The organism is Imhoffiella purpurea, from assembly GCF_000585215.1.
Taxonomy (GTDB): domain Bacteria; phylum Pseudomonadota; class Gammaproteobacteria; order Chromatiales; family Chromatiaceae; genus Imhoffiella; species Imhoffiella purpurea.
Genome location: NZ_AONC01000052.1, coordinates 77335 through 96197, shown reverse-complemented (window position 1 = coordinate 96197; position 18863 = coordinate 77335). Strand labels below are relative to the sequence as shown.

The 18863-nt window shown below is 65.4% G+C and carries 15 protein-coding genes and 1 tRNA gene; 11 read left to right on the top strand and 5 right to left on the bottom strand.

Translation table 11 applies throughout. From position 1 onward, the window contains the following. Positions 1-87 precede the first annotated feature (87 nt). The 4 genes from gpmA to D779_RS16180 are packed head-to-tail and all read left to right on the top strand — an operon-like array spanning position 88 to position 2886. Positions 88-798, top strand: a complete 711-nt coding sequence (gpmA, locus tag D779_RS16195; RefSeq protein ID WP_232424220.1) for a 2,3-diphosphoglycerate-dependent phosphoglycerate mutase — start codon at positions 88-90, stop codon at positions 796-798. Beyond that, complete coding sequence (locus D779_RS16190; protein ID WP_081763558.1) at positions 795-1820, top strand: amidoligase family protein; 1026 nt, start codon at positions 795-797, stop codon at positions 1818-1820. The genes gpmA and D779_RS16190 overlap by 4 nt, the downstream gene beginning before the upstream one ends. Then, on the top strand, positions 1793-2458 hold the full coding sequence (locus D779_RS16185) for a gamma-glutamyl-gamma-aminobutyrate hydrolase family protein (RefSeq protein ID WP_043756036.1): 666 nt from the start codon (positions 1793-1795) through the stop codon (positions 2456-2458). Before D779_RS16190 ends, D779_RS16185 begins: the two co-directional genes overlap by 28 nt. After that, a complete protein-coding gene (locus D779_RS16180) occupies positions 2455-2886 on the top strand; it encodes a YqaA family protein (protein WP_043756035.1) in 432 nt (143 codons plus the stop codon). The genes D779_RS16185 and D779_RS16180 overlap by 4 nt, the downstream gene beginning before the upstream one ends. 36 nt (positions 2887-2922) lie before the next feature. Here the strand turns inward: D779_RS16180 and D779_RS16175 are convergent, their stop codons facing one another. Together D779_RS16175 and D779_RS16170 are read right to left on the bottom strand one after the other, a co-directional pair. Continuing rightward, the gene (locus D779_RS16175) at positions 2923-3303 is read right to left on the bottom strand and encodes a potassium channel family protein (protein ID WP_269747397.1); all 381 of its coding nucleotides are present in this window, start codon (positions 3301-3303) and stop codon (positions 2923-2925) included. A 161-nt stretch (positions 3304-3464) separates the two neighbouring features. After that, positions 3465-3555, bottom strand: a tRNA-Ser gene (locus D779_RS16170). 200 nt (positions 3556-3755) lie between these two features. Between D779_RS16170 and D779_RS16165 the strand changes: the two genes are divergently transcribed. After that, positions 3756-4565, top strand: a complete 810-nt coding sequence (locus D779_RS16165; RefSeq protein WP_043756033.1) for a class I SAM-dependent methyltransferase — start codon at positions 3756-3758, stop codon at positions 4563-4565. Between the two features lie 23 nt (positions 4566-4588). On the opposite strand, the gene malQ is transcribed toward D779_RS16165, so the two are convergent. Continuing rightward, positions 4589-6100, bottom strand: coding sequence for a 4-alpha-glucanotransferase (gene malQ, locus D779_RS16160; protein ID WP_043756031.1), 1512 nt, complete (start codon positions 6098-6100; stop codon positions 4589-4591). A 623-nt stretch (positions 6101-6723) separates the two neighbouring features. Between malQ and D779_RS16155 the strand changes: the two genes are divergently transcribed. Then, a complete protein-coding gene (locus D779_RS16155; protein ID WP_043756076.1) occupies positions 6724-9885 on the top strand; it encodes an EAL domain-containing protein in 3162 nt (1053 codons plus the stop codon). A 144-nt stretch (positions 9886-10029) separates the two neighbouring features. Next, complete coding sequence (locus tag D779_RS16150) at positions 10030-10581, top strand: DUF1134 domain-containing protein (protein WP_043756029.1); 552 nt, start codon at positions 10030-10032, stop codon at positions 10579-10581. A gap of 78 nt (positions 10582-10659) precedes the next feature. Here the strand turns inward: D779_RS16150 and D779_RS16145 are convergent, their stop codons facing one another. After that, positions 10660-11046: a hypothetical protein gene (locus D779_RS16145; protein WP_043756027.1), complete on the bottom strand. Its 387-nt coding sequence runs from the start codon at positions 11044-11046 to the stop codon at positions 10660-10662. Positions 11047-11174: 128 nt separating this feature from the next. On the opposite strand from D779_RS16145, the gene D779_RS21255 reads away from it, so the two are divergent. Continuing rightward, on the top strand, positions 11175-11591 hold the full coding sequence (locus tag D779_RS21255; protein WP_052348203.1) for a hypothetical protein: 417 nt from the start codon (positions 11175-11177) through the stop codon (positions 11589-11591). A 3-nt stretch (positions 11592-11594) separates the two neighbouring features. On the opposite strand, the gene D779_RS16135 is transcribed toward D779_RS21255, so the two are convergent. Beyond that, positions 11595-12506 (bottom strand): ZIP family metal transporter, encoded by a 912-nt coding sequence (locus D779_RS16135; protein ID WP_232424219.1) that lies wholly within the window; start codon positions 12504-12506, stop codon positions 11595-11597. 277 nt (positions 12507-12783) lie between these two features. Between D779_RS16135 and D779_RS16130 the strand changes: the two genes are divergently transcribed. From D779_RS16130 to D779_RS16120, 3 genes are all read left to right on the top strand, one after another. After that, positions 12784-13044, top strand: a complete 261-nt coding sequence (locus tag D779_RS16130; RefSeq protein WP_043756024.1) for an AbrB/MazE/SpoVT family DNA-binding domain-containing protein — start codon at positions 12784-12786, stop codon at positions 13042-13044. Beyond that, complete coding sequence (locus D779_RS16125; RefSeq protein ID WP_043756022.1) at positions 13031-13477, top strand: type II toxin-antitoxin system VapC family toxin; 447 nt, start codon at positions 13031-13033, stop codon at positions 13475-13477. Before D779_RS16130 ends, D779_RS16125 begins: the two co-directional genes overlap by 14 nt. Positions 13478-13615: 138 nt before the next feature. Further along, the gene (locus tag D779_RS16120) at positions 13616-18850 is read left to right on the top strand and encodes a RecQ family ATP-dependent DNA helicase (RefSeq protein WP_043756020.1); all 5235 of its coding nucleotides are present in this window, start codon (positions 13616-13618) and stop codon (positions 18848-18850) included. Positions 18851-18863: the final 13 nt, after the last annotated feature.

Below are 18863 nucleotides of genomic sequence, written 5' to 3'. Positions count from 1 at the left end.
GCTTTGCTTACACCCACAGAACCTCGGACTCATGTATCCGAAACCCGCATTCGAGACCAGAGGAGACTTAATCCCATGCCCCACCAACTGGTGCTTCTGCGACACGGTCTCAGCGACTGGAATCTCCAGAACCGATTCACGGGCTGGCATGACGTGGACCTGGCCGCAGGAGGTATCCAGGAGGCCCGATCCGCCGGGCGGACCCTCAACGAGAAGGGCTTCGTCTTCGATCGCGCCTATACCTCGCTCCTCAAGCGGGCCATCCGCACCCTCTGGATCGCGCTCGACGAGATGGACCTCATGTGGATTCCGGTCGTGCGCGACTGGCGTCTGAACGAGCGCCACTATGGCGCGCTGCAAGGGCTCGACAAGGGGGAAACCGCGGCCCGCCACGGCGAGGAACAGGTGCATCTCTGGCGGCGCGGCTATGCGATCACGCCACCGGCGCTCGAGGAGACCAGCCCCGACTATCCCGGCAACGACCCGCGCTATGCCGATCTGCCCCGAGAGCGACTGCCGCTCACCGAATCGCTGAAAGACACGGTCGAGCGGGTCTCGGAGTGCTGGGAGGAATGCATCGCACCCGAGATCCGGGCGGGCCGCAGACTGCTGATCGCCGCCCACGGCAACAGCCTGCGCGGTCTGGTGAAGCTGCTCGAAGGGATCGGCGACGAGGAGATCCAGGAGCTGAACATCCCGACCGGCATCCCACTCCTGTACGAGCTGGACGAGGCGCTGAACCCGCTGCGCCACGCTTATCTGCTCGAAGCGACGGCGGAGGTCGCGACATCGACATGAAAGATCCCCGCAAGGCCGGCTCGGACGGAGGCGAGATCGACCAGCCAGAACATGAAAGGACGTTCAAGCAGCCGTCGACCATCCACAATGCAGAGGGATCGGTGCGCAGGGTCGGATTCGAGCTGGAATTCTCGGGCCTCTCGCTGGATCAGACGCTCGACGCGATCGAGGTCGCTCTGGGCGGGGAGCGCCAACCGGTTTCCGTCGCCGAATGCCAACTCGAGGTCGATGGGCTCGGCCCCTTTCAGGTCGAGCTGGACTGGCGCTATCTCAAGCTGAAGGCGGCCGAAACGGACCCGGAAAGCGACTGGATCGCGCTGCTGAGCCAAGCCGCCGCGCTCCTGGTCCCCATGGAGGTCGTGTGTCCGCCCATCGAGATGACCCGCCTCGACGCGCTGAACCCCATGGTCGACTCATTGCGCCATTCGGGCGCGATGGGAACGCAGGAGTCGCTGCTCGCCGCCTACGGCGTCCACATCAACCCCGAGATCCCGAGCCCCGACGCGGAGACCCTCTTCGCCTATCTCAGGGCCTTCGCCCTGCTGCAATGGTGGCTCGTGGAATCTCAGGGCGTGGATCCGACCCGCAAGGCGAGTCCCTACGTCGATCTCTATCCCGAGTCCTATGTGGCTAAACTGCTGTCCCGGCAGACCCCGAGCCTCGAATGCATCCTCGAGGACTACCTGGAGCACAATGCCACCCGCAACCGCTCGCTCGACATGCTGCCGTTGCTGGCCGAGCTGGACGCGGACCGGGTCCGGCGGGCGGTCGACGACCCCAGGATCAAGGCCCGTCCGACCTTTCACTACCGGCTTCCCGACTGCCATATCGAACGTCCCGACTGGTCGCTCGCCGATCCCTGGAACGGCTGGTGGGTGGTCGAGGAGCTGGCCCAACGCCCGGAGGATCTGGACGCGCTCGGCGCGGCCTTCATGGAGGCCGCACGCCCCCTCCTCGGCGTCAACCGAACCGCTTGGGTGGAGTACATGGACCGATGGCTGAAAGACCGCGGATTGGCATAACCGGCAACGCCCGGCGCTGGGCCCCGGCCTGGTGGTGCGCCCGCCTCGCCGTGCGGCTCGCTGGCGGCACGGCGGAGCGCATCAGCGTGCGGCACCCGCCGAGCGGACGCCCACTGAGCGGCCTGATCATCGGCGGTGGAAACGACATCAGCCCGGAGCACTACGACGGAGATCTGCTGGCGAAGGTCAAGACGGATCCCGAGCGCGACGACCTGGAGATGGACTGGATTCGCCGCGCACTGAAGGACGGCACCCCGCTGCTCGGCATCTGCCGCGGGGCTCAGCTCATCAACGTCGTCCTGGGCGGAACCCTGCACCAGGACATCCGCACCATGCGCAAACACACCCGCAACCGCCCCGGACTCCTGCCGACCAAGCAGGTGCAGCTAATTCCTGATGCACGGCTCGCCGCCCTGTGCGGCACGTCGCGGCTCCGCGTCAACAGCCTGCATCACCAGGCGGTCAGGGATCCCGGCAAGGGGATACGCATCGTCGGCCGGGACCTGGACCAGCTCGTCCAGGCATTCGAGAGCGACGAGGGCCGTCCGGTCATGGGGGTGCAGTGGCACCCGGAGTATCTCTTCTATCTGCCGTCGCAGCGCGCCATCTTCCGCTGGCTGATCGAGAGGGTCGGGTGATCGGCGGCTATCTCGGCCTCTTCGGCTCAGCCTTCCTCGCCGCGACCGTCCTGCCCTTCTACTCGGAGGTCGTCCTCTTCGCCCTGCTGCGCCAGGGCGGCGATCCGCTCTGGCTGGTCGCGACGGCAACGCTCGGCAACACCCTGGGCGCGGTGGTCAACTGGGTGCTGGGGAGATACCTGCTGCACTTTCGCGACCGCCGCTGGTTCTATTTCAGCCGCGACCAGATCGACAAGGCCCAACGCTGGTTCCAGCGCTTCGGCTACTGGACCCTGCTGCTCGCCTGGATGCCGGTCGGCGGCGACGCCCTCACACTCATCGCCGGCATCATGCGGGTGCGGCTCTGGGTGTTCCTGATCCTGGTCGGACTCGGCAAGGGCGTGCGCTATGTATCCGTCGTCTATCTGAGCGATTGGGTGCCGATTTGAGGCCACACCGGGATATTCGCGGATCTAGAATCAAGCCTATTCCGGCCTCTGTGCGTCGTCCTCGATACTTCTCGCCCGAGAAAGCGCCGTTGCGACCATTCCAGCCGGGATAGCCACGATACCGAGACCAACGAAGAGCACGAAGGCCGTGAAGACCCTACCGCCAGCCGCAATCGGATAAACGTCGCCATAACCAACGGTCGTCAGGGTCGACATTGCCCACCAGAGACTATGGAACACGGACGGAAATGCCTCGGGCTGAGCTTCGTGCTCGAAATAGTAAATGCCCACGGCCGACAGATAGAGCATGATCGAGGCGACGATGACGAACAGAACGAGCTCCTCTCTGGCCAGCAAGAAGGCCTTATGGAAACGTCGCATCGCCGCGCTATAGCGAGCCAGTTTCAAGATTCGCACAAGGTGAAGTGGACCCCACAACAACAGACGGCCCAGTCTAGCCCGGTCCTTCTCGGACCCTGCCAGCACTGAGCCGCGCGTGGGTGAACCGCGTGGGTCATCAGCATTTGCTTATGCTTTAAGCTGCTGATTTTAAACAATATACACAGTTTTATAACAGATGGCGGAGAGGGAGGGATTCGAACCCTCGATAGGCTATTAACCTATACACACTTTCCAGGCGTGCTCCTTAAGCCACTCGGACACCTCTCCGGGGGGTGCATCGCCTCGGTATGTGCCGTGCCGCTCGAAATGCGGTCTTGAAGGCACGAACCTGTGTCCCTGGCGACTGTGAGCGCGCAAATATACAGTATCCCCCTCCCGCTGACAAACCCTCTTCTTTCTCGAAGCGGCCAACATCGCCATAATGCCCCCAGTTTCGTTTCACTCGATCGGAGCCGTCGGCGATCGACATGCCCAGCCAAGCCTCCACCGCCGATCCGCATCGGCTCTATGAGCTCTCGGTACAGAATCCCAGCGCCGAGATCGATTTCGTCGACAAGACCTTCCGCATGCTGCGCGGACGCTCGGCGCGACTGCTGCGCGAGGACTTCTGCGGAACCGGGGCCGTCTGCTGCGAATGGGTGCGCCGACGCAAGACCAACCAGGCTTGGGGACTGGATCTCGACGCCCAGGTGCTCGATTGGGGGATCGGGCGGAATCTCGCCGTGCTGAGCGACGACCAGCGCGCGCGCGTGGAGCTGTTGAGGACCGATGTGCTCGACCCACCCGCGCGCCGGCCCGATATCGTTCTGGCGATGAATTTCAGCTATTGGCTGCTCAGCGAGCGGCGGGCACTGCTGGGATATTTCAGCGCGGTCAGAAGCGCGCTGAAGGAGCATGGCGTCTTCTTTCTCGACGCCTACGGCGGCTACGATTCGTTCCGAGTCCTCGCCGAGGAGCGCCGCATCGAAAATCCGGACGGCGAGGATTTCCACTATGTCTGGGAGCAGGCGGTCTACGACCCGATCAGCGGCCGGCTGGTCTGCCACATCCACTTCCGCTTCGACGACGGCAGCCGGCTGGACCGGGCCTTCAGCTACGACTGGCGCCTCTGGACCCTGCCCGAGATCCGCGAACTGCTGAGCGAGGCCGGCTTCTCGCGCATCCTCGTCTACTGGCAGGGCTGGGACGATGAAGGCAACCCGGACGGACATTTCGTTCCGGTCGAATCCGGCGAGCCGGACGCAGGATGGATCGCCTACATCACCGCCGAGAAATAGCATTCGCCGAGGCGCGCGGAGACTCAATCCGTCGGATGCGGCCACCGCCCGTAGAGCTGACACAACTCGCGCAGCCGGACGGTCATGGGCGCGCCGAGCATCTCCTCGCGATAGCGCCACATCCAGTTGCCCTCGGCCGTACCGGGCCGGTTCATGCAGGCGTCCGCCCCCAACCCGAGCACATCCTGCATCGGGAAAAGGGCCAGATTCGCGACCGATGCGAGCGCGGAGCGGATGAAATCCCAGTTGACCTCATGCCCGTCGCTGTTGAGATAGACACGCACATAATGCCGGGTCTGTTCGTCGCGGTCCGCCCACCAGCCGAGCAGGGTATTGTTGTCGTGGGTGCCGGTATAGACCGCCAGCTGACGCCGGTGGTTGTGCGGCAGAAAGGATGACCGCCCGCAGCCATCGGCGAGATCCTCGAATCCGAACTGCAGTACGGCCATTCCGGGCAGTTCGAGCCGATCCCTCAATGCCTCCACATCCTCGGTGATGACCCCGAGATCCTCGGCGATCAGCGGCAGATCCTGTCCCAGGCCGGCGTGCAGCGCACCGAACAGATCCATTCCGGGCCCCGGAATCCATCGGCCGTTCATGGCCGTCTCCTCGGCGGCCGGGATCTCCCAATAGCCCGCGAACCCTCGGAAATGGTCGATCCGAACCAGATCGACGAGTTCCAGGACCCGGCGCAGGCGCTGGATCCAGAAGCCATAGCCATCGTCCGCGAGCGCCGACCAGCGATAGAGCGGGTTCCCCCAACGCTGCCCGGTACTGCTGAAATAGTCCGGCGGCACGCCGGCGATGACCGTGGGATGTCCGCCCTCGTCCAGCTCGAACCATTCGGGATGGGTCCAGACCTCGCTCGAATCGTGAGCGACGAAGATGGGCATATCCCCGATCAGATGTACGCCGCGCGCTCTGGCGTAGGCCCGCAGATCGGCCCACTGACGGAAGAAGACGAATTGGATGAAGCGCTGGAACTCGAGATCGGCGCCATGACGCTCCGCCCACTGCTTGAGGGCGGCTGGATTGCGGTGTCTGTAGTCCGCTTCCCAATCGGTCCAGGGGCGCAGGTCGTGATGGATCTTGAGCGCCTGATAGATGGCATAGTCGTCGAGCCAATCGCGATGCGTCTCGCAGAAGTGGCGATAGTCTCGACGATCCTGCTCCGAGGCTCGGGCCTCGAAACCGGCCATCGCCCGTTGCAGCAGTTCCCATTTCCACGCCCCGACCGCTCCGAAATCGACCCGGTCGGCGGGGAATTCGGGGACATCGAAATCATCGGCGCCCAGCCAACCCGCCTCTATGAGGAGATCCGGGCTGATGAGCAGTGGATTGCCGGCGAAGGCCGAGGTGCACTGATAGGGGGAATCGCGATATCCGGTCGGTCCCAGAGGCAGCATCTGCCACAGCCCCTGCCCCGACTGCACGAGGAAATCGACGAAACGGTACGCGGAAGGGCCCAGATCACCGATTCCATAAGGGCCGGGAAGCGATGTCGGATGGAGCAAGATGCCGCTGGTGCGGTGCATGAAATAGGGCCTCCAACATGGGCTCGGATCCAAACCTGGGCAGTCTAAACCAAGCGTCGCCAAAAGGCCTCGAATGATCGCACGATCGAGACCGAGATGGAGCGGACGTCACATTCTGGGCCGACCGTCGGGGACACCGAAGAGTTCCGCCGGCGAGACCCCATGCATCGACAGGATCCAGGATCGTCCCGGTATCCGCACGAGGTTCGAGAGGTTCGCGACCGAGACGGAATCCAGCGCTTCTCTCCCTAGGGATCATCCGGTAGCATCCGGTCGGACGACACGGACGGTCATGAACCATCCCCCTGCCGCATCTCGCCCGGCCCTTGCGTTTCAGATGCGCAGACCGGTCGATGCTGACGCGGCGGAAGAGGGCAAACACCCGGCGACCAAACCTGTCACGACCGAGAACCTTACGATGCCCGCCAACCCGCGCCTGCCGGCGCCCCACCAATCCGGCATTCGTCCATCCCTCGCCTCCGCCATGGCGACCCCCATCGGCAGATGACTGGACATGCACGGCCAATTATGCAGGCAGTCTTCGAGCAAGCACCTCTGATTGCACCAGCACCATCGATCGCCCCAGCACTATTTCATCGCACCGGCATTTGACCAGCGTCGACATGAAGCTCAACAAAGACATGGCGGAACTCTCGAGCCTGCGCGAGCAGGCAAGGCAGATTCTGCGCGATCACAGGTTCGAGAGCACCATCACCCATTACAATCGCGGCGACCTCAGCTTGGACCAGCTGCTGGAAGAGCTGCACATCTATCACGCCGAGCTCCTGATCCAGCAGGACGCGCTGCGCGACAGCCACGCGGTCAACGATCTGGCCCTGGCCCGATTCGTCAGACTCTATTACGAACTGCCACTGCCCGCCTTGCTCCTCTCCTGGAACGGGCTGATCACCGACGCCAACGCCGCGGCCGGCAATACCCTGGCACTGAATCGCAAGCTCTTCACCCATATCGCCAACGATCATCACGTCCCGGTCCTCGAGAAGGCATTGTTCGAGGCCCAATCCACGGGCAAGGCGGTCTGCGCGGAGGTCTCGCTGCGCGGCAAGGACAAAGGCCGTCTGAACGCCGACCTCATACTGATCCGTCTGCCGGAGTCGGAATCCAAGGAACCGGAATTCGTCTGCACCATCGTCGACCAAACCGAACGCATCGCCCAACTCAACACCCAGCAGTTGCTGGCCGATATCTCGTCGCTCTTCGTCAATAGCCACCATCGGGAGATCGACACCGTCATCGCTCAGGTGCTCGAGCAGATCGGGCGCTTCTTCAAGCTGGATTGCTGCCACCTCTACAGACTGAACGCCGACCGCTTCGACCTGAGCCACACCTGGCTCGCCGACGAGAACCGCGCCTGCTCCGCGCACCAGCCATCCATTCCAGCCGAGCATTTCCCCTGGTGGCCGCTCCAGATCGAGGATTCCGATCGGGATCGCAGACCTATTACGGCCGGCACGACCTCGCCCTCCGACACCAGGACCGAACAGGAGCGGATCCGCCCCAACGGCCTCCATTCACGGCTCGCTCTGCCGCTGATCAGCAATGGACAGACCATCGGCGCGCTCGGGCTGGACGCGCTCGACTTCCCGCGCGTCTGGAGCGATGAGGAGATCCGCGTCTTGCGCATGATCGGCGAGAACATCGCCAGCATCCTGTTCCGCCAGACGACCGAGCGCGAGCTGCTCGCGAGCGAGGCCCGTTACCGCAAGGTCACCTCGATCATGACCGACGTGGCCTATTCGTGCGTGAGCACCGGAGGGGAAGAGGGCTATCGCGTCGAATGGATCACGGAGTCGATCCTCAACCTCACCGGCTACGATGTCCGAGAGGTTCTCGCCCGAGGCGGTTGGCGGTTCGCGATCCTGCCCGAGGATCTGAAGACCTTCGATACGCGCATCCAGACGCTCGAGCACGGACAGACCTCGAACTGCGAGCTGCGCCTGCGTCACAAGGACGGCTCCGTGCGCTGGGTGCGCTGCGCCACCGAGTGCGCCCTGCAATCGGAGGATCCGCCAATCACCCGGCTCTATGGCGGCCTGGTCGACGTCACCGAGCAGAAGGCGCGCGAGAGCGAGTTCGAGCGCCTGGTGCTGGTGCTCGAGCAGAGCCCCAGCATCGTCCTCATCACGGATCTGAACGGCACCGTGGAGTACGCCAATCAGAAATTCTGCGAGGTGACCGGCTACAGCCGCGAGGAGATCCGCGGCCAGCACGTCGACGTGCTCAAGAGCGATGCGGTGCCCTGCCACATGATCCGCGAGGTCTGGCGCCATGTCATTCGCGGGCAGAGCTGGCGCGGCGAGTTCCAGAACCGCAAGAAATCGGGCGAGATCTATTGGGAACAGGCTCTCATCACCCCGTTGCGCAACGAGCACGGCCACATCTCCCATTTCGTCAAGCTGGCCGAGGACGTCAGCGACAAGAAGGCGCTCTCCGAACAGCTGACCTATCTCATCCATTACGACCCGCTCACCGGCCTGCCCAACCGCGCGCTGATGCGCGAGCGCATCGACCGCGCCCTGGCCAGCGCGCGCCGCAACGGACACGGACTGGCGCTGCTCTCGATCGATCTCGACAAGCTCAAGTTCATCAACGACACCCTCGGACACGCCGCCGGCGACCGGCTGCTGCGCGAGGTGGGCCGGCGTCTCCAGTCCCTGCTGAGCGACGAGGACACCCTGGCCCGTTTCGGAGGCGACAACTTCTTCCTGCTGGCCGGACGTCTGCGCCAGGTTCAGGATTCGGTCGGTCTGGCCGAACAGGTCAACGCCATCCTCGACGAGCAGGTCATCCTGGATGCGGATAGGGCCCGCATCACCGCCTGTATCGGCATCTCGCTCTACCCGGAAGACGCCAGCAGCACGGACGAGCTCATCGGCCATGCCGACGCGGCGCTGCATATCGCCAAGGGCGAGGGCCGCAGGATCTACCGCTTCTATACGCCGGTGCTCAACAGGCGGCTCCTGGAGCAGTTCCATCTCGAACAGGCGCTGCGCATCGGGCTCGAGCGCGGCGAGCTGGTGCTCAAGTATCAACCTCGGGTCGACATCACCACCGGCAGGATCCTCAGCCTGGAGGCGCTGGCGCGCTGGCACCACCCCGAGCTCGGCCTGGTGTCGCCGTCCCGCTTCATCCCCATCGCCGAGTCGACCGGACTCATCCTCGACCTCGGCCCGCTCGTCCTGCGCGAGGCCTGCCAGCAGATCCAGCGCTGGCAAAGCGCGGGCGTCCCCATCGTGCCCATCGCGGTCAACCTCTCGGCCAACGAGCTCTATCAGGAAGATCTGACACACCGCATCCAGGACATCATGAGCGCCGCGCACGTCGAGCCGGAGCAACTGGAGTTCGAGATCACCGAGAGTTCCGCCATGCGCTCAATCGATCAGGCGATCTCGATCCTCAACCAGCTGCGTTCCCGCGGCTTCGCGCTCTCGATCGACGACTTCGGAACCGGCTACGCCTCATTGAGCTATCTGAACCGACTACCGATGCAGGCGATCAAGATCGACCGTTCCTTCCTCGCGGAGATCGACGGCAAGCTCAACGGACACAGCCAGGGCGCCGCCATCGTCAAGGCGATCATCGGATTGGGATCGAATCTCGGCATCCATATCATCGCCGAGGGGGTGGAAACACAAGCCCAACGCAATTTTCTCATCGATCACGGCTGCAACGTCGCCCAGGGCTATCTGTTCGCCTGGCCGCTGACCGCCGATGAGATCGAGCCGCTACTGCGCGCGGGCCGGGTGGAGATCCCCGACCATTGACCCGAACGCGCGTCGCATGATCCTGGGCATGCGACGGAATCCAAGGATCGGTCGGGCACGCGAGAAGAAGGGTCAGACACCGGAACCGATCCGGGCGAACGACCCTCCAAGCACCAGAAGTATGATCAAGTGGGAGAGATCGAGATGAGACCCTATCTAGCCGCCACCCTGGTCCTGCTGATCTGTGCCGTCCAGCCGGCCCGCGCCGACGAGGACACCTATCAGCGCGAGGAGATCCTCGCCCAACTCGAGGTCTTCTTCGGCCAGGGCGCGGAGAATCTCGGCAAGGTCGTCGAGAAGGTCTTCGAGGAGCAGGGCGAGCCCAATGCCTATATCGCCGGCAACGAGATCGGGGCGGCCGTCGCCGTCGGCGTCCGCTACGGCAAGGGCATCCTCAATATGAAGAACGGCTACCGGCGCCAGGTATTCTGGCAGGGGCCCTCGATCGGACTGGACCTCGGCCTCAACGTCTCCAAGGTCTTCGTGCTCATCTACCGGCTGCCGAGCGAGCAATATCTCTTCCAGCGCTTTCCGGGCGTCGAGGGCAGCCTCTATCTGATCGGCGGGGTCGGAGTCAACTATCTGCAGTCGGGCGACGTGGTGGTCGCCCCGATCCGCTTCGGTGCCGGCTGGCGCCAGGGCGTGAGCGCCGGATACATGGACTTCACCGAGCACGCCCACTACAACCCCTTCTGACCCATTGGTCACCGCCGGTCGTCCGGCTCCCGAATCGCAAGCTGGCCAGGCCGTCACGGCCCGGCCAGAGATCATGGATCACCGGTAGCGACCACCATCCCGATCGTCTTGGCGCGGCGATGGCTGGTAGCGTTTGTCATGATGCGAGCGGCGCTCGTCATTGTTCCTCAACTGCCAGATATGATCCTCCGCCCGGTCCATTCTCCGATCCAGCAAGCGCCGATCATGCCGCGAATAGCCATCGTGGCGCAGATCCCGAGCCATATCGCGCAGCTGGTACTGCTCATGGCGCAGTCGTTTCACCTCGCGATCGGTCAGTTCGCCAGACCTCATGCCACGCTCGATCAGACGCACCTGATGATCGAAACGGTCGGAGACGTCGTAACGATCCGGGCGCGCCTGAACCGGGGCGGCCAGAACCGTACCAAGGGTCATGAGCGCGAGAGCTTTGAACCAAACCTTCATGTTGCGACTCCTGATGGATGTGTGCTTCGTCGTGGGGTCTAGAATAGGCGCCGATCGCTGAACGCATTCTGAACGACGACCGCTCCTCCCGGCATCGGGATCGAGCGACGCGAGACGAGGGAAACGTCATGACGACCCGAACCGCCCCACCAGAGCTCACCGCATTCATCCGCCGAACCCTGGGCTGCGGCTGTCCGCCAGAGGTCTTCGAGCATATCGCGGACGGACCGACACACGTCTCGCGCGCGGCTGGAGTCCGGCGCCGCATCGACGTCGGCGGTCGGCTGCTCATCTATCTGGTCGAGCCATCGGACGCCGCGCAGGCGCTGTCGAGTCTCCACGGCTGGATCGCCGCGGGGAAGACCGAAAGGGACGCAGCCGCCATGAACCGTCTGCGCCTGGTCGTGGCGCTGAACGCCCCGGATCCCGAGGAGGTCGAGCGGCTGGAAGGGGCCTTCGCCGAGGCCGCCCGCGGCGACGAACGCCTGCACCTCCACATCCTCGACCCGGGCGCCTGCCCGATGGACCCGGACGCCCCCGGCTGACCCTCAGCCCAAGGCCGTATCCAGCACCATCATCAAGGCGAAGCCCGCCATGAGCCCGAGCGTGGCCGGCGTCTGATGGCCGTTGCGATGGGTCTCGGGGATGACCTCGTGCGAGACGACGAAGATCATGGCCCCGGCCGCGAGCCCCAGACCCACCGGATAGGCCAACGCCAACCCGCTGGTCAGGCCCACGCCGAGCAGGGCACCGAGCGGCTCCATCAGACCGGTCGCCGCGGCGAGCAGCACCGAGCGCCAGGGCGAGATCCCGATGGCGCGCAGCGCCATGGCCACCGCCAACCCCTCGGGCATGTCCTGAAGCGCGATCGCCGTGGTCAGCGGCAGCCCCACCGACAGGTCGCCCTGCGAGAAGGACACGCCGATCGCCATACCTTCAGGCAGGTTGTGCAGCGCGATGGCGAAGACGAACAGCCACAGCCGGCCCACCCGGTCGTTGGCCGGCCCACACGGACCGGTTTGGGCATGCTCGTGCGGGGTGAACTGATCCAGCCCCAGCATCAGCAGCACGCCGAGCGCCATCCCGATCACCACGGTCGCGGCCCCCAGGGCGTCGCTCCCGGTCAGCGCCGTCCCGGAGGCCAGACCGGGCAGGATGAGCGAGAAGGAACTGGCCGCCAGCATCATGCCCGCGGCCATGCCGAGCATGCTGTCCTCCAGACGCTGATTCAGCCCGTGAAGGGCGATCGCCGGCACGGCCCCGATCGCCGTCGCCGCGAAGGCCGCGAACCCGCCCAGCATGGCCAGGCGCAGCGCGGCATCCGCCTGGCCGGTGAGGACCTGCCAGACGCTCGAGAGGAGCATCGCCACGACGGCCAGGACCGCGACGGCCAGACCGATGGCGGTCCAGGGATGGATGCGCGCCTGCTCGATCCAGGCGGCGCGAAATGTCGATGTCATGGACTCCTGCACGTTCTCCATACCGGAAACGACCCGATTCGCGAGATGACCCAAGGGCTGAATGAGATGGATAATCACTGGAATGGACGCCCGATTCAAGGATCTGCTCGACCGCTGCCTGTTTCTCGATCTGGAAACCGGACCGGGCGGGGACATTCATAAGATCGGGGCCGTGCATGGCGATCGCAGCTTCATGCGAGACCCCGGCCGATCGATTGCCACAATCGCTTTCAGGGATATACTCCGTCTTACCGCGTAAGACTCAGAGGATCTCCTGATGTCGGCAGTCACCGTCTCCGAAAAGGGCCAGGTCGTCATTCCAGCCGCGATCCGCCGCCGGCTGGGCATCAACCCCGGCAGCAAACTGGACTTCGAGCTGGAAGGGGACAGCATTCGGATCCGGCTGCTCAAGTCCATCCCGCCATCCCGCGTCGAAGACGGCTACGGCCTCTTGCGCTGCGAACGTCCCGGTGAGCGTCGCCTGGCCGATTTCGACGTGGCCGATGCCATGCGCGAGCGGGACGATGATCGCGCTTGATACCAACATCCTCGCCCGCTTCTACGTCGAGGATCCGTCCGACCCGGAGGCGGCGAAACAGCGCCCGATCGCGCGGCGCATCATGACCGAGAGCCCCAGTCTGTTCGTGCCGATCACGGTGATCCTGGAATTGGAGTGGGTACTGAGGGCCTTCTACCGGTTCGATCCGGCTCAGGTCGTGCGCGTCTTCGAGCATTTGCTCGGGCTCGATCACATCGTGACCGAAGAGGCGGAGCGAGTCATCGCCGCCCTGCCCCTCGCCGCCGAGGGCATGGATTTCGCCGACTCGCTGCACCTCGCGGGAAGCCGTCATTGCGAGGCGCTCTACACCTTCGATGACCGCCGCTTCGCCCGCCGCGCGAAGCGGGCCTCGGACCTGATTCCGGTGGTGGTGCCGACTGACGAAACGGCGGCGGCCCAACGCGAATCTTGACCACCCGAGAGCGGGGACTCGTACCAACGCATGATGCCCAATACCAGGTTGACTCGGCGTCGGCGTTACCCGACGCACCGATCGCAAACCTCATAGCGGCGCTGAAGACGACAGGGCCGGGCAGTGCATAATCCGGACATGGACACACGTCTCCAGGATCTTCTCGACCGCTCACTGCTACTCGATCTGGAAACCGGACCGGGCGGCGAGATCCACAAGATCGGCGCGGTCCATGGCGATCGCACCTTCTATCGCCAGGTCGGATCGGATCCGCATCGCGCCCTGCAGGAGCTAGACGCCTTCGCCGCCGACGCCGAGCTGGCGGTCGGGCACAACCTGCTGGGGCACGATCTCCACCGGCTGCGCGCCCTCTCGCCGGCGCTCAGGCTGCTCGACCGCCCGGTCGTCGACACACTCTTCCTGTCGCCGCTGGTCTTTCCCGAGAACCCCTATCACCGCCTGGTCAAGAACTACAAGCTGGTGCGGGCAACGGTATCCGACCCACTGGCCGACTGCCATCTGGCCGCCCAGGTCCTGACCGAGCAATGGGAGGAACTGGAACGTCGTTCGGCGGCCGGCGACTCGGATCTGCTCGCGCTCTATCGCTTCTGTTTCCGCGGCGCCCTGGATCTGGAGTCGGCACCGCGCGGCGGAAGCGGCATCTCGATCGTCCTCGGGGCGCTGGGTGCCGAGCTCCCGGACGTCCCGGCCGCGCTCGACCTGGTTCGGCGCCGCTGGTCGGGGCGGACCTGCTCCAGCGCCTCCCGCCCGCTGGCACTGAGATATTTCACCGACCCCAGGCTGCGGCCGGTCGTCGCCTATGCCACCGCCTGGCTCCAGGTCGCGGGCGCGCGCTCGGTGCTGCCACCCTGGGTCCGACATCGCTTCCCCCGAACCATCGAACTGCTGCACGCACTGCGCGACGTCCCCTGCCGGTCGCCGGACTGCGCCTGGTGCCGCGAGATCCACGATCCGGGCGTCCAACTCCAACGCTTCTTCGGCTTCGAGCATTTCAGGGAGACGCCCGCGACCGAGGCCGGCGACTCGCTCCAGGAGGCCATCGTCGCCCACGGCATGGGCGACGGATCCCAGCTCGCCATCCTGCCGACCGGCGGCGGCAAGTCGCTCTGCTTCCAGCTGCCGGCACTGGTGCGCCACCAGCGGCGCGGGGTCCTGACCCTGGTGATCTCGCCGCTCCAGGCGCTCATGAAGGACCAGGTCGACAACCTCGCCGCCAAGACCGGCACCACGGGCGCGGCGGCCATCTACGGCATGCTGACCCCGCCCGAGCGCGGCGACGTGCTGGAGCGGGTGCGTCTCGGCGACATCGCCATCCTCTACGTCTCGCCCGAACAGCTGCGCAACGCCTCCTTCCGCCAGGTGCTAGAGAGCCGCGAGATCGGCGCCTGGGTCTTCGACGAGGCCCACTGCTTCTCCAAATGGGGCCACGATTTCCGGCCCGACTATCTCTATGCCGCGCGCTTCATCCGCGAGCTGGCCGAGCTCCAGGGAACGCGGATACCGCCGATCGTCTGTCTCACCGCCACGGCCAAGACCGAGGTGATCCAGGAGATCCAGGACCATTTCCACAAGGAGCTCAAGGTCGAGCTGACGCTCTTCCAGGGCTGGGAGGAGCGGCCGAACCTGGAATTCGACGTACTCCTCACCCGCCGCCAGGAGAAGGAGGCGCGGCTCCAGTCCGTGCTGGAGGAACATCTCGGCGAGGACGGGGCGGCCGTGATCTATGCCTCGCGCCGCAAGCGGGTCGAGGAGCTGGCCGAGTTTCTCAAGTCTCAGGGCTGGCGCGCCGAGGGCTTCCATGCCGGACTCCAGGCCCCCGAGAAACGCCGCATCCAGGACGCCTTCGTCGCTGGCGAACTGCAGGTGATCACCGCCACCAACGCCTTCGGCATGGGGGTCGACAAGGACAACGTGCGACTGGTGGTCCACATCGACATCCCGGGATCGCTGGAGAACTATGTCCAGGAGGCCGGACGCGCCGGGCGCGACCGGCGACCCGCGCGCTGCATCCTGCTCTACGACGAACAGGACATCGAGGAACAGTTCGGCATGGAATCGCGCTCCGAACTGACCCGCGCCGACATCGCCGAAATCCTGCGCGGACTGCGCCGGGCGAAGCGCGACAAAGAGGGCAGGGTCGTGGTCACCAGCGGCGAACTGCTGCGCGACGGCGAACTGCGGGTCGGCTTCGAGGCCGACGACGCCAGCGCCGACACCCGGGTCAAGATCGCCGTCGCCTGGCTGGAGCGTGCCGGGTTCGTCGAGCGCAACGAGAACCGTACCCGGGTCTTCCAGGGACGGCCGGCGGTCAGGGATCTCGACGAGGCGCATGAACGCATCGCCAAACTCGGACTCTCTGCCGAACAGCGGCGGCGCTGGATCGCCGTGCTCGAGGCACTCATGAACTGCGACCCGGACGAGGGCCTGACCGCCGACGAGCTGGCGCTGCTCGGCGTCTTCCGCTCGACCGACCATGCCCCCGGGAGCCGGGCGCCGGAATGGGATCGGGGCGAGACCGCCGGTCAGCGCGTGATGCGCACGCTCCACGACATGGCCAGCGCCGGACTGCTGCACCAAGGCCCCCAGCTCAGCGCCTTCCTCCGCCACAAGGTCGCCCAGGCATCCATGCCGACCCTGCAGCGGGTCTGCACCCTGGAGCGCGCCATGCTGGCCGCGCTGCGCGAGGAGGCTCCGGACGCCGACGACGGGAACTGGTATCCGCTCTCGCTGCGCCAGCTCAACCAGCGTCTACGCGACCAGGGCATGGAGAGCAATCCGGAGACGCTGCGCAACCTGCTCGCGGGACTCGCCCGTGACGGACGCGGCCTGGCCGGCGATCGCTCCAGCCTTGAATTCCGCCAGCTGGACCGGGACCGCTATCGGTTCCGGCTGCACCGCGCCTGGTCCGATCTGGACGCAACGGCCCAGCGGCGTCAGGCGGTCGCGAGGGTCGTGCTGCAGACATTGATGGACAAGATCCCGGCCGATGCCCCGCCCAGCGCCGAACTCCTGATCAGCTTCGGCACCGACGAGCTGACCGATGCGCTCGGACGCGACCTGAGCCTGTCCGGGGCCGTGAAGGACCGGCTCGCCGCCGTCGAGCGCGGACTCCTCTTCCTTCACGAGCATCGGGCCATGGTGCTGCAACAGGGCGTCGCGGTCTTCCGCCAGGCCATGAGCATCCGCATCCTGCCCGAATCCAAGGGCCGACCCTACTCGAAGGGGAACTATGCCCCGCTGGCGACCCATTACAGCGAGCGGGTCTTCCAGATCCATGTCATGGACCGCTATGCCCGGCTCGGTCTGGAGAAGATCCGCCAGGCCATCGCCTTCGTCAGCGCCTATTTCACCCTGGACAAGGAGTCCTTCGTCCAGCGCTATTTCCCGGACCAGCGCGAGGTGCTGGAACGCGCGACCACGGCCGAGTCGTTCCGGCGCATCGTCGAGAGTCTGGACAACCCGAGCCAGATCGAGATCGTCGCCGCGCCGGACGAGGGCAATCGTCTGGTGCTGGCCGGCCCCGGATCGGGCAAGACCCGGGTCATCGTCCACCGCTGCGCCTATCTGCTGCGGGTGCGGCGGGTCGAGGCACGCACCATCCTCATCCTCTGCTACAACCGCAGCGCCGCGCTGGAACTCAGACGCCGGCTCGCCGCACTGGTCGGAGACGATGCGCGCGGGGTCACCATGCAGACCTATCACGGATTCGCCATGCGGCTCACCGGCAGCTCCTTCGCCGCGCGCGGTCAGACCGGCGATCGGCCGATGGACTTCGGCCAGATCATCGAGGAGGCGATCACACTGCTCGAGGGACGCGCCGACCTGCCCGGTATCGAGCCCGACGGAGTGCGCGAGCGCCTGCTCTCGGGCTACCGCCACATCCTGGTCGACGAATACCAGGACATCGACGCCGCCCAATACCGCATGGTCGGAGCCATCGCCGGCCGCGCCGAGGCGGCATCGGGATCGGAGACCGACCCGGCTCGACTGACGCTGCTCGCGGTCGGCGACGACGACCAGAACATCTATGCCTTTCGTGGCGCCGACGTCGCCTTCATCCGTCGTTTCCGTGAGGACTACGAGGCCCAGATCCATCATTTGGTCGAGAACTACCGCTCGACCCGACACATCATCAATGCCGCCAACGCACTCATCGCCCACAACCGCGACCGCATGAAGACCGAGCAGGCGATCCGCATCGACCGCCTGCGCGCGCAGGAACCGGCCGGAGGCCGCTGGGAGACGCTGGATCCACACGGACGCGGCCGGGTCGAGGTGATGGAACTGGAGAACTCGGCCTGCCAGGCCGCCGCCCTGATCGAGCGCATCCGGCGACTGCGCGACCTCGGCGAGGCCGAGTGGTCGGACTTCGCCGTACTGGCCTTTCGCCACGAGACACTGCATCCCATCCGCGCGCTTTGCGAGGCAGCCGGCATCCCCATCGCCTGGCGTCAGGAGCTCCCGCCGCTTCACCGGGTGCGCGAGATCGCCGCTCTGATCGATCGGCTCGAGAAGCAGTCGCAGATCTCGTTGACGGCCGACGAGCTGGACGCCTGGATCCCGCAGACGACACATCAGTGGCCGCGCCTGCTGCACGCGCTGATCGCCGACTGGCGCCTGGAGTCGGGCGGACTCGCCCTCCCCTGCGCCCAGATCGCCGAGTTCGTCTACGAGTCGCTCGCCGAGCAGAGACGTGAGCGCTGCCTGGACGATGGCGTGACGCTCTCGACCCTGCACGGCGCCAAGGGGCTCGAGTTCGACCATGTCCTGATCGCCGATGGCGAGTGGAGCGGATCGGCATCCGGAGAAGCGGATCTTCGGCTCTTCTATGTCGGTATGACACGGGCACGGCAGACACTGACCCTGGGCCGTGTCCCGGACGGCGGAAACCCGAACCCCGGTCTGTTCGACGGAGACTGGCTGACCGCCTCGTGCGTCGCGATCGAGCCAGCAGAGACTGGAGCGATCCGGAGGCGATACAGTCCGCTGTCTCCGGCCGATATGGACTTGGGGTATGCCGGGCGATGTCCCGAAGATGCACCCATCCATGCGCAGCTGTCCGCGCTCGCGAGCGGGGACCGGCTCTACCCACGTCCGGCACCGCCTTACCTGATGCTCCAGGATCGACACAAAAGGACGGTCGCCCGACTCTCGAAACAGGCATCTGCCGATTGGCTGCCGCGCATCCGGGACATCGAGGAGATCCGGATTTTGGCCCTGTTGCGGCGTCACGCCGACGACGGCAAGGCCGAGTACCGCAACGCCTATCGCTGCCGAACCTGGGAATATCCGCTCGTGGAAATGGTCTGGCAGATGCCGGCCCCATCAGATGCAGGCCGCGCTCGCGCCTGAAGCCATGGATGCG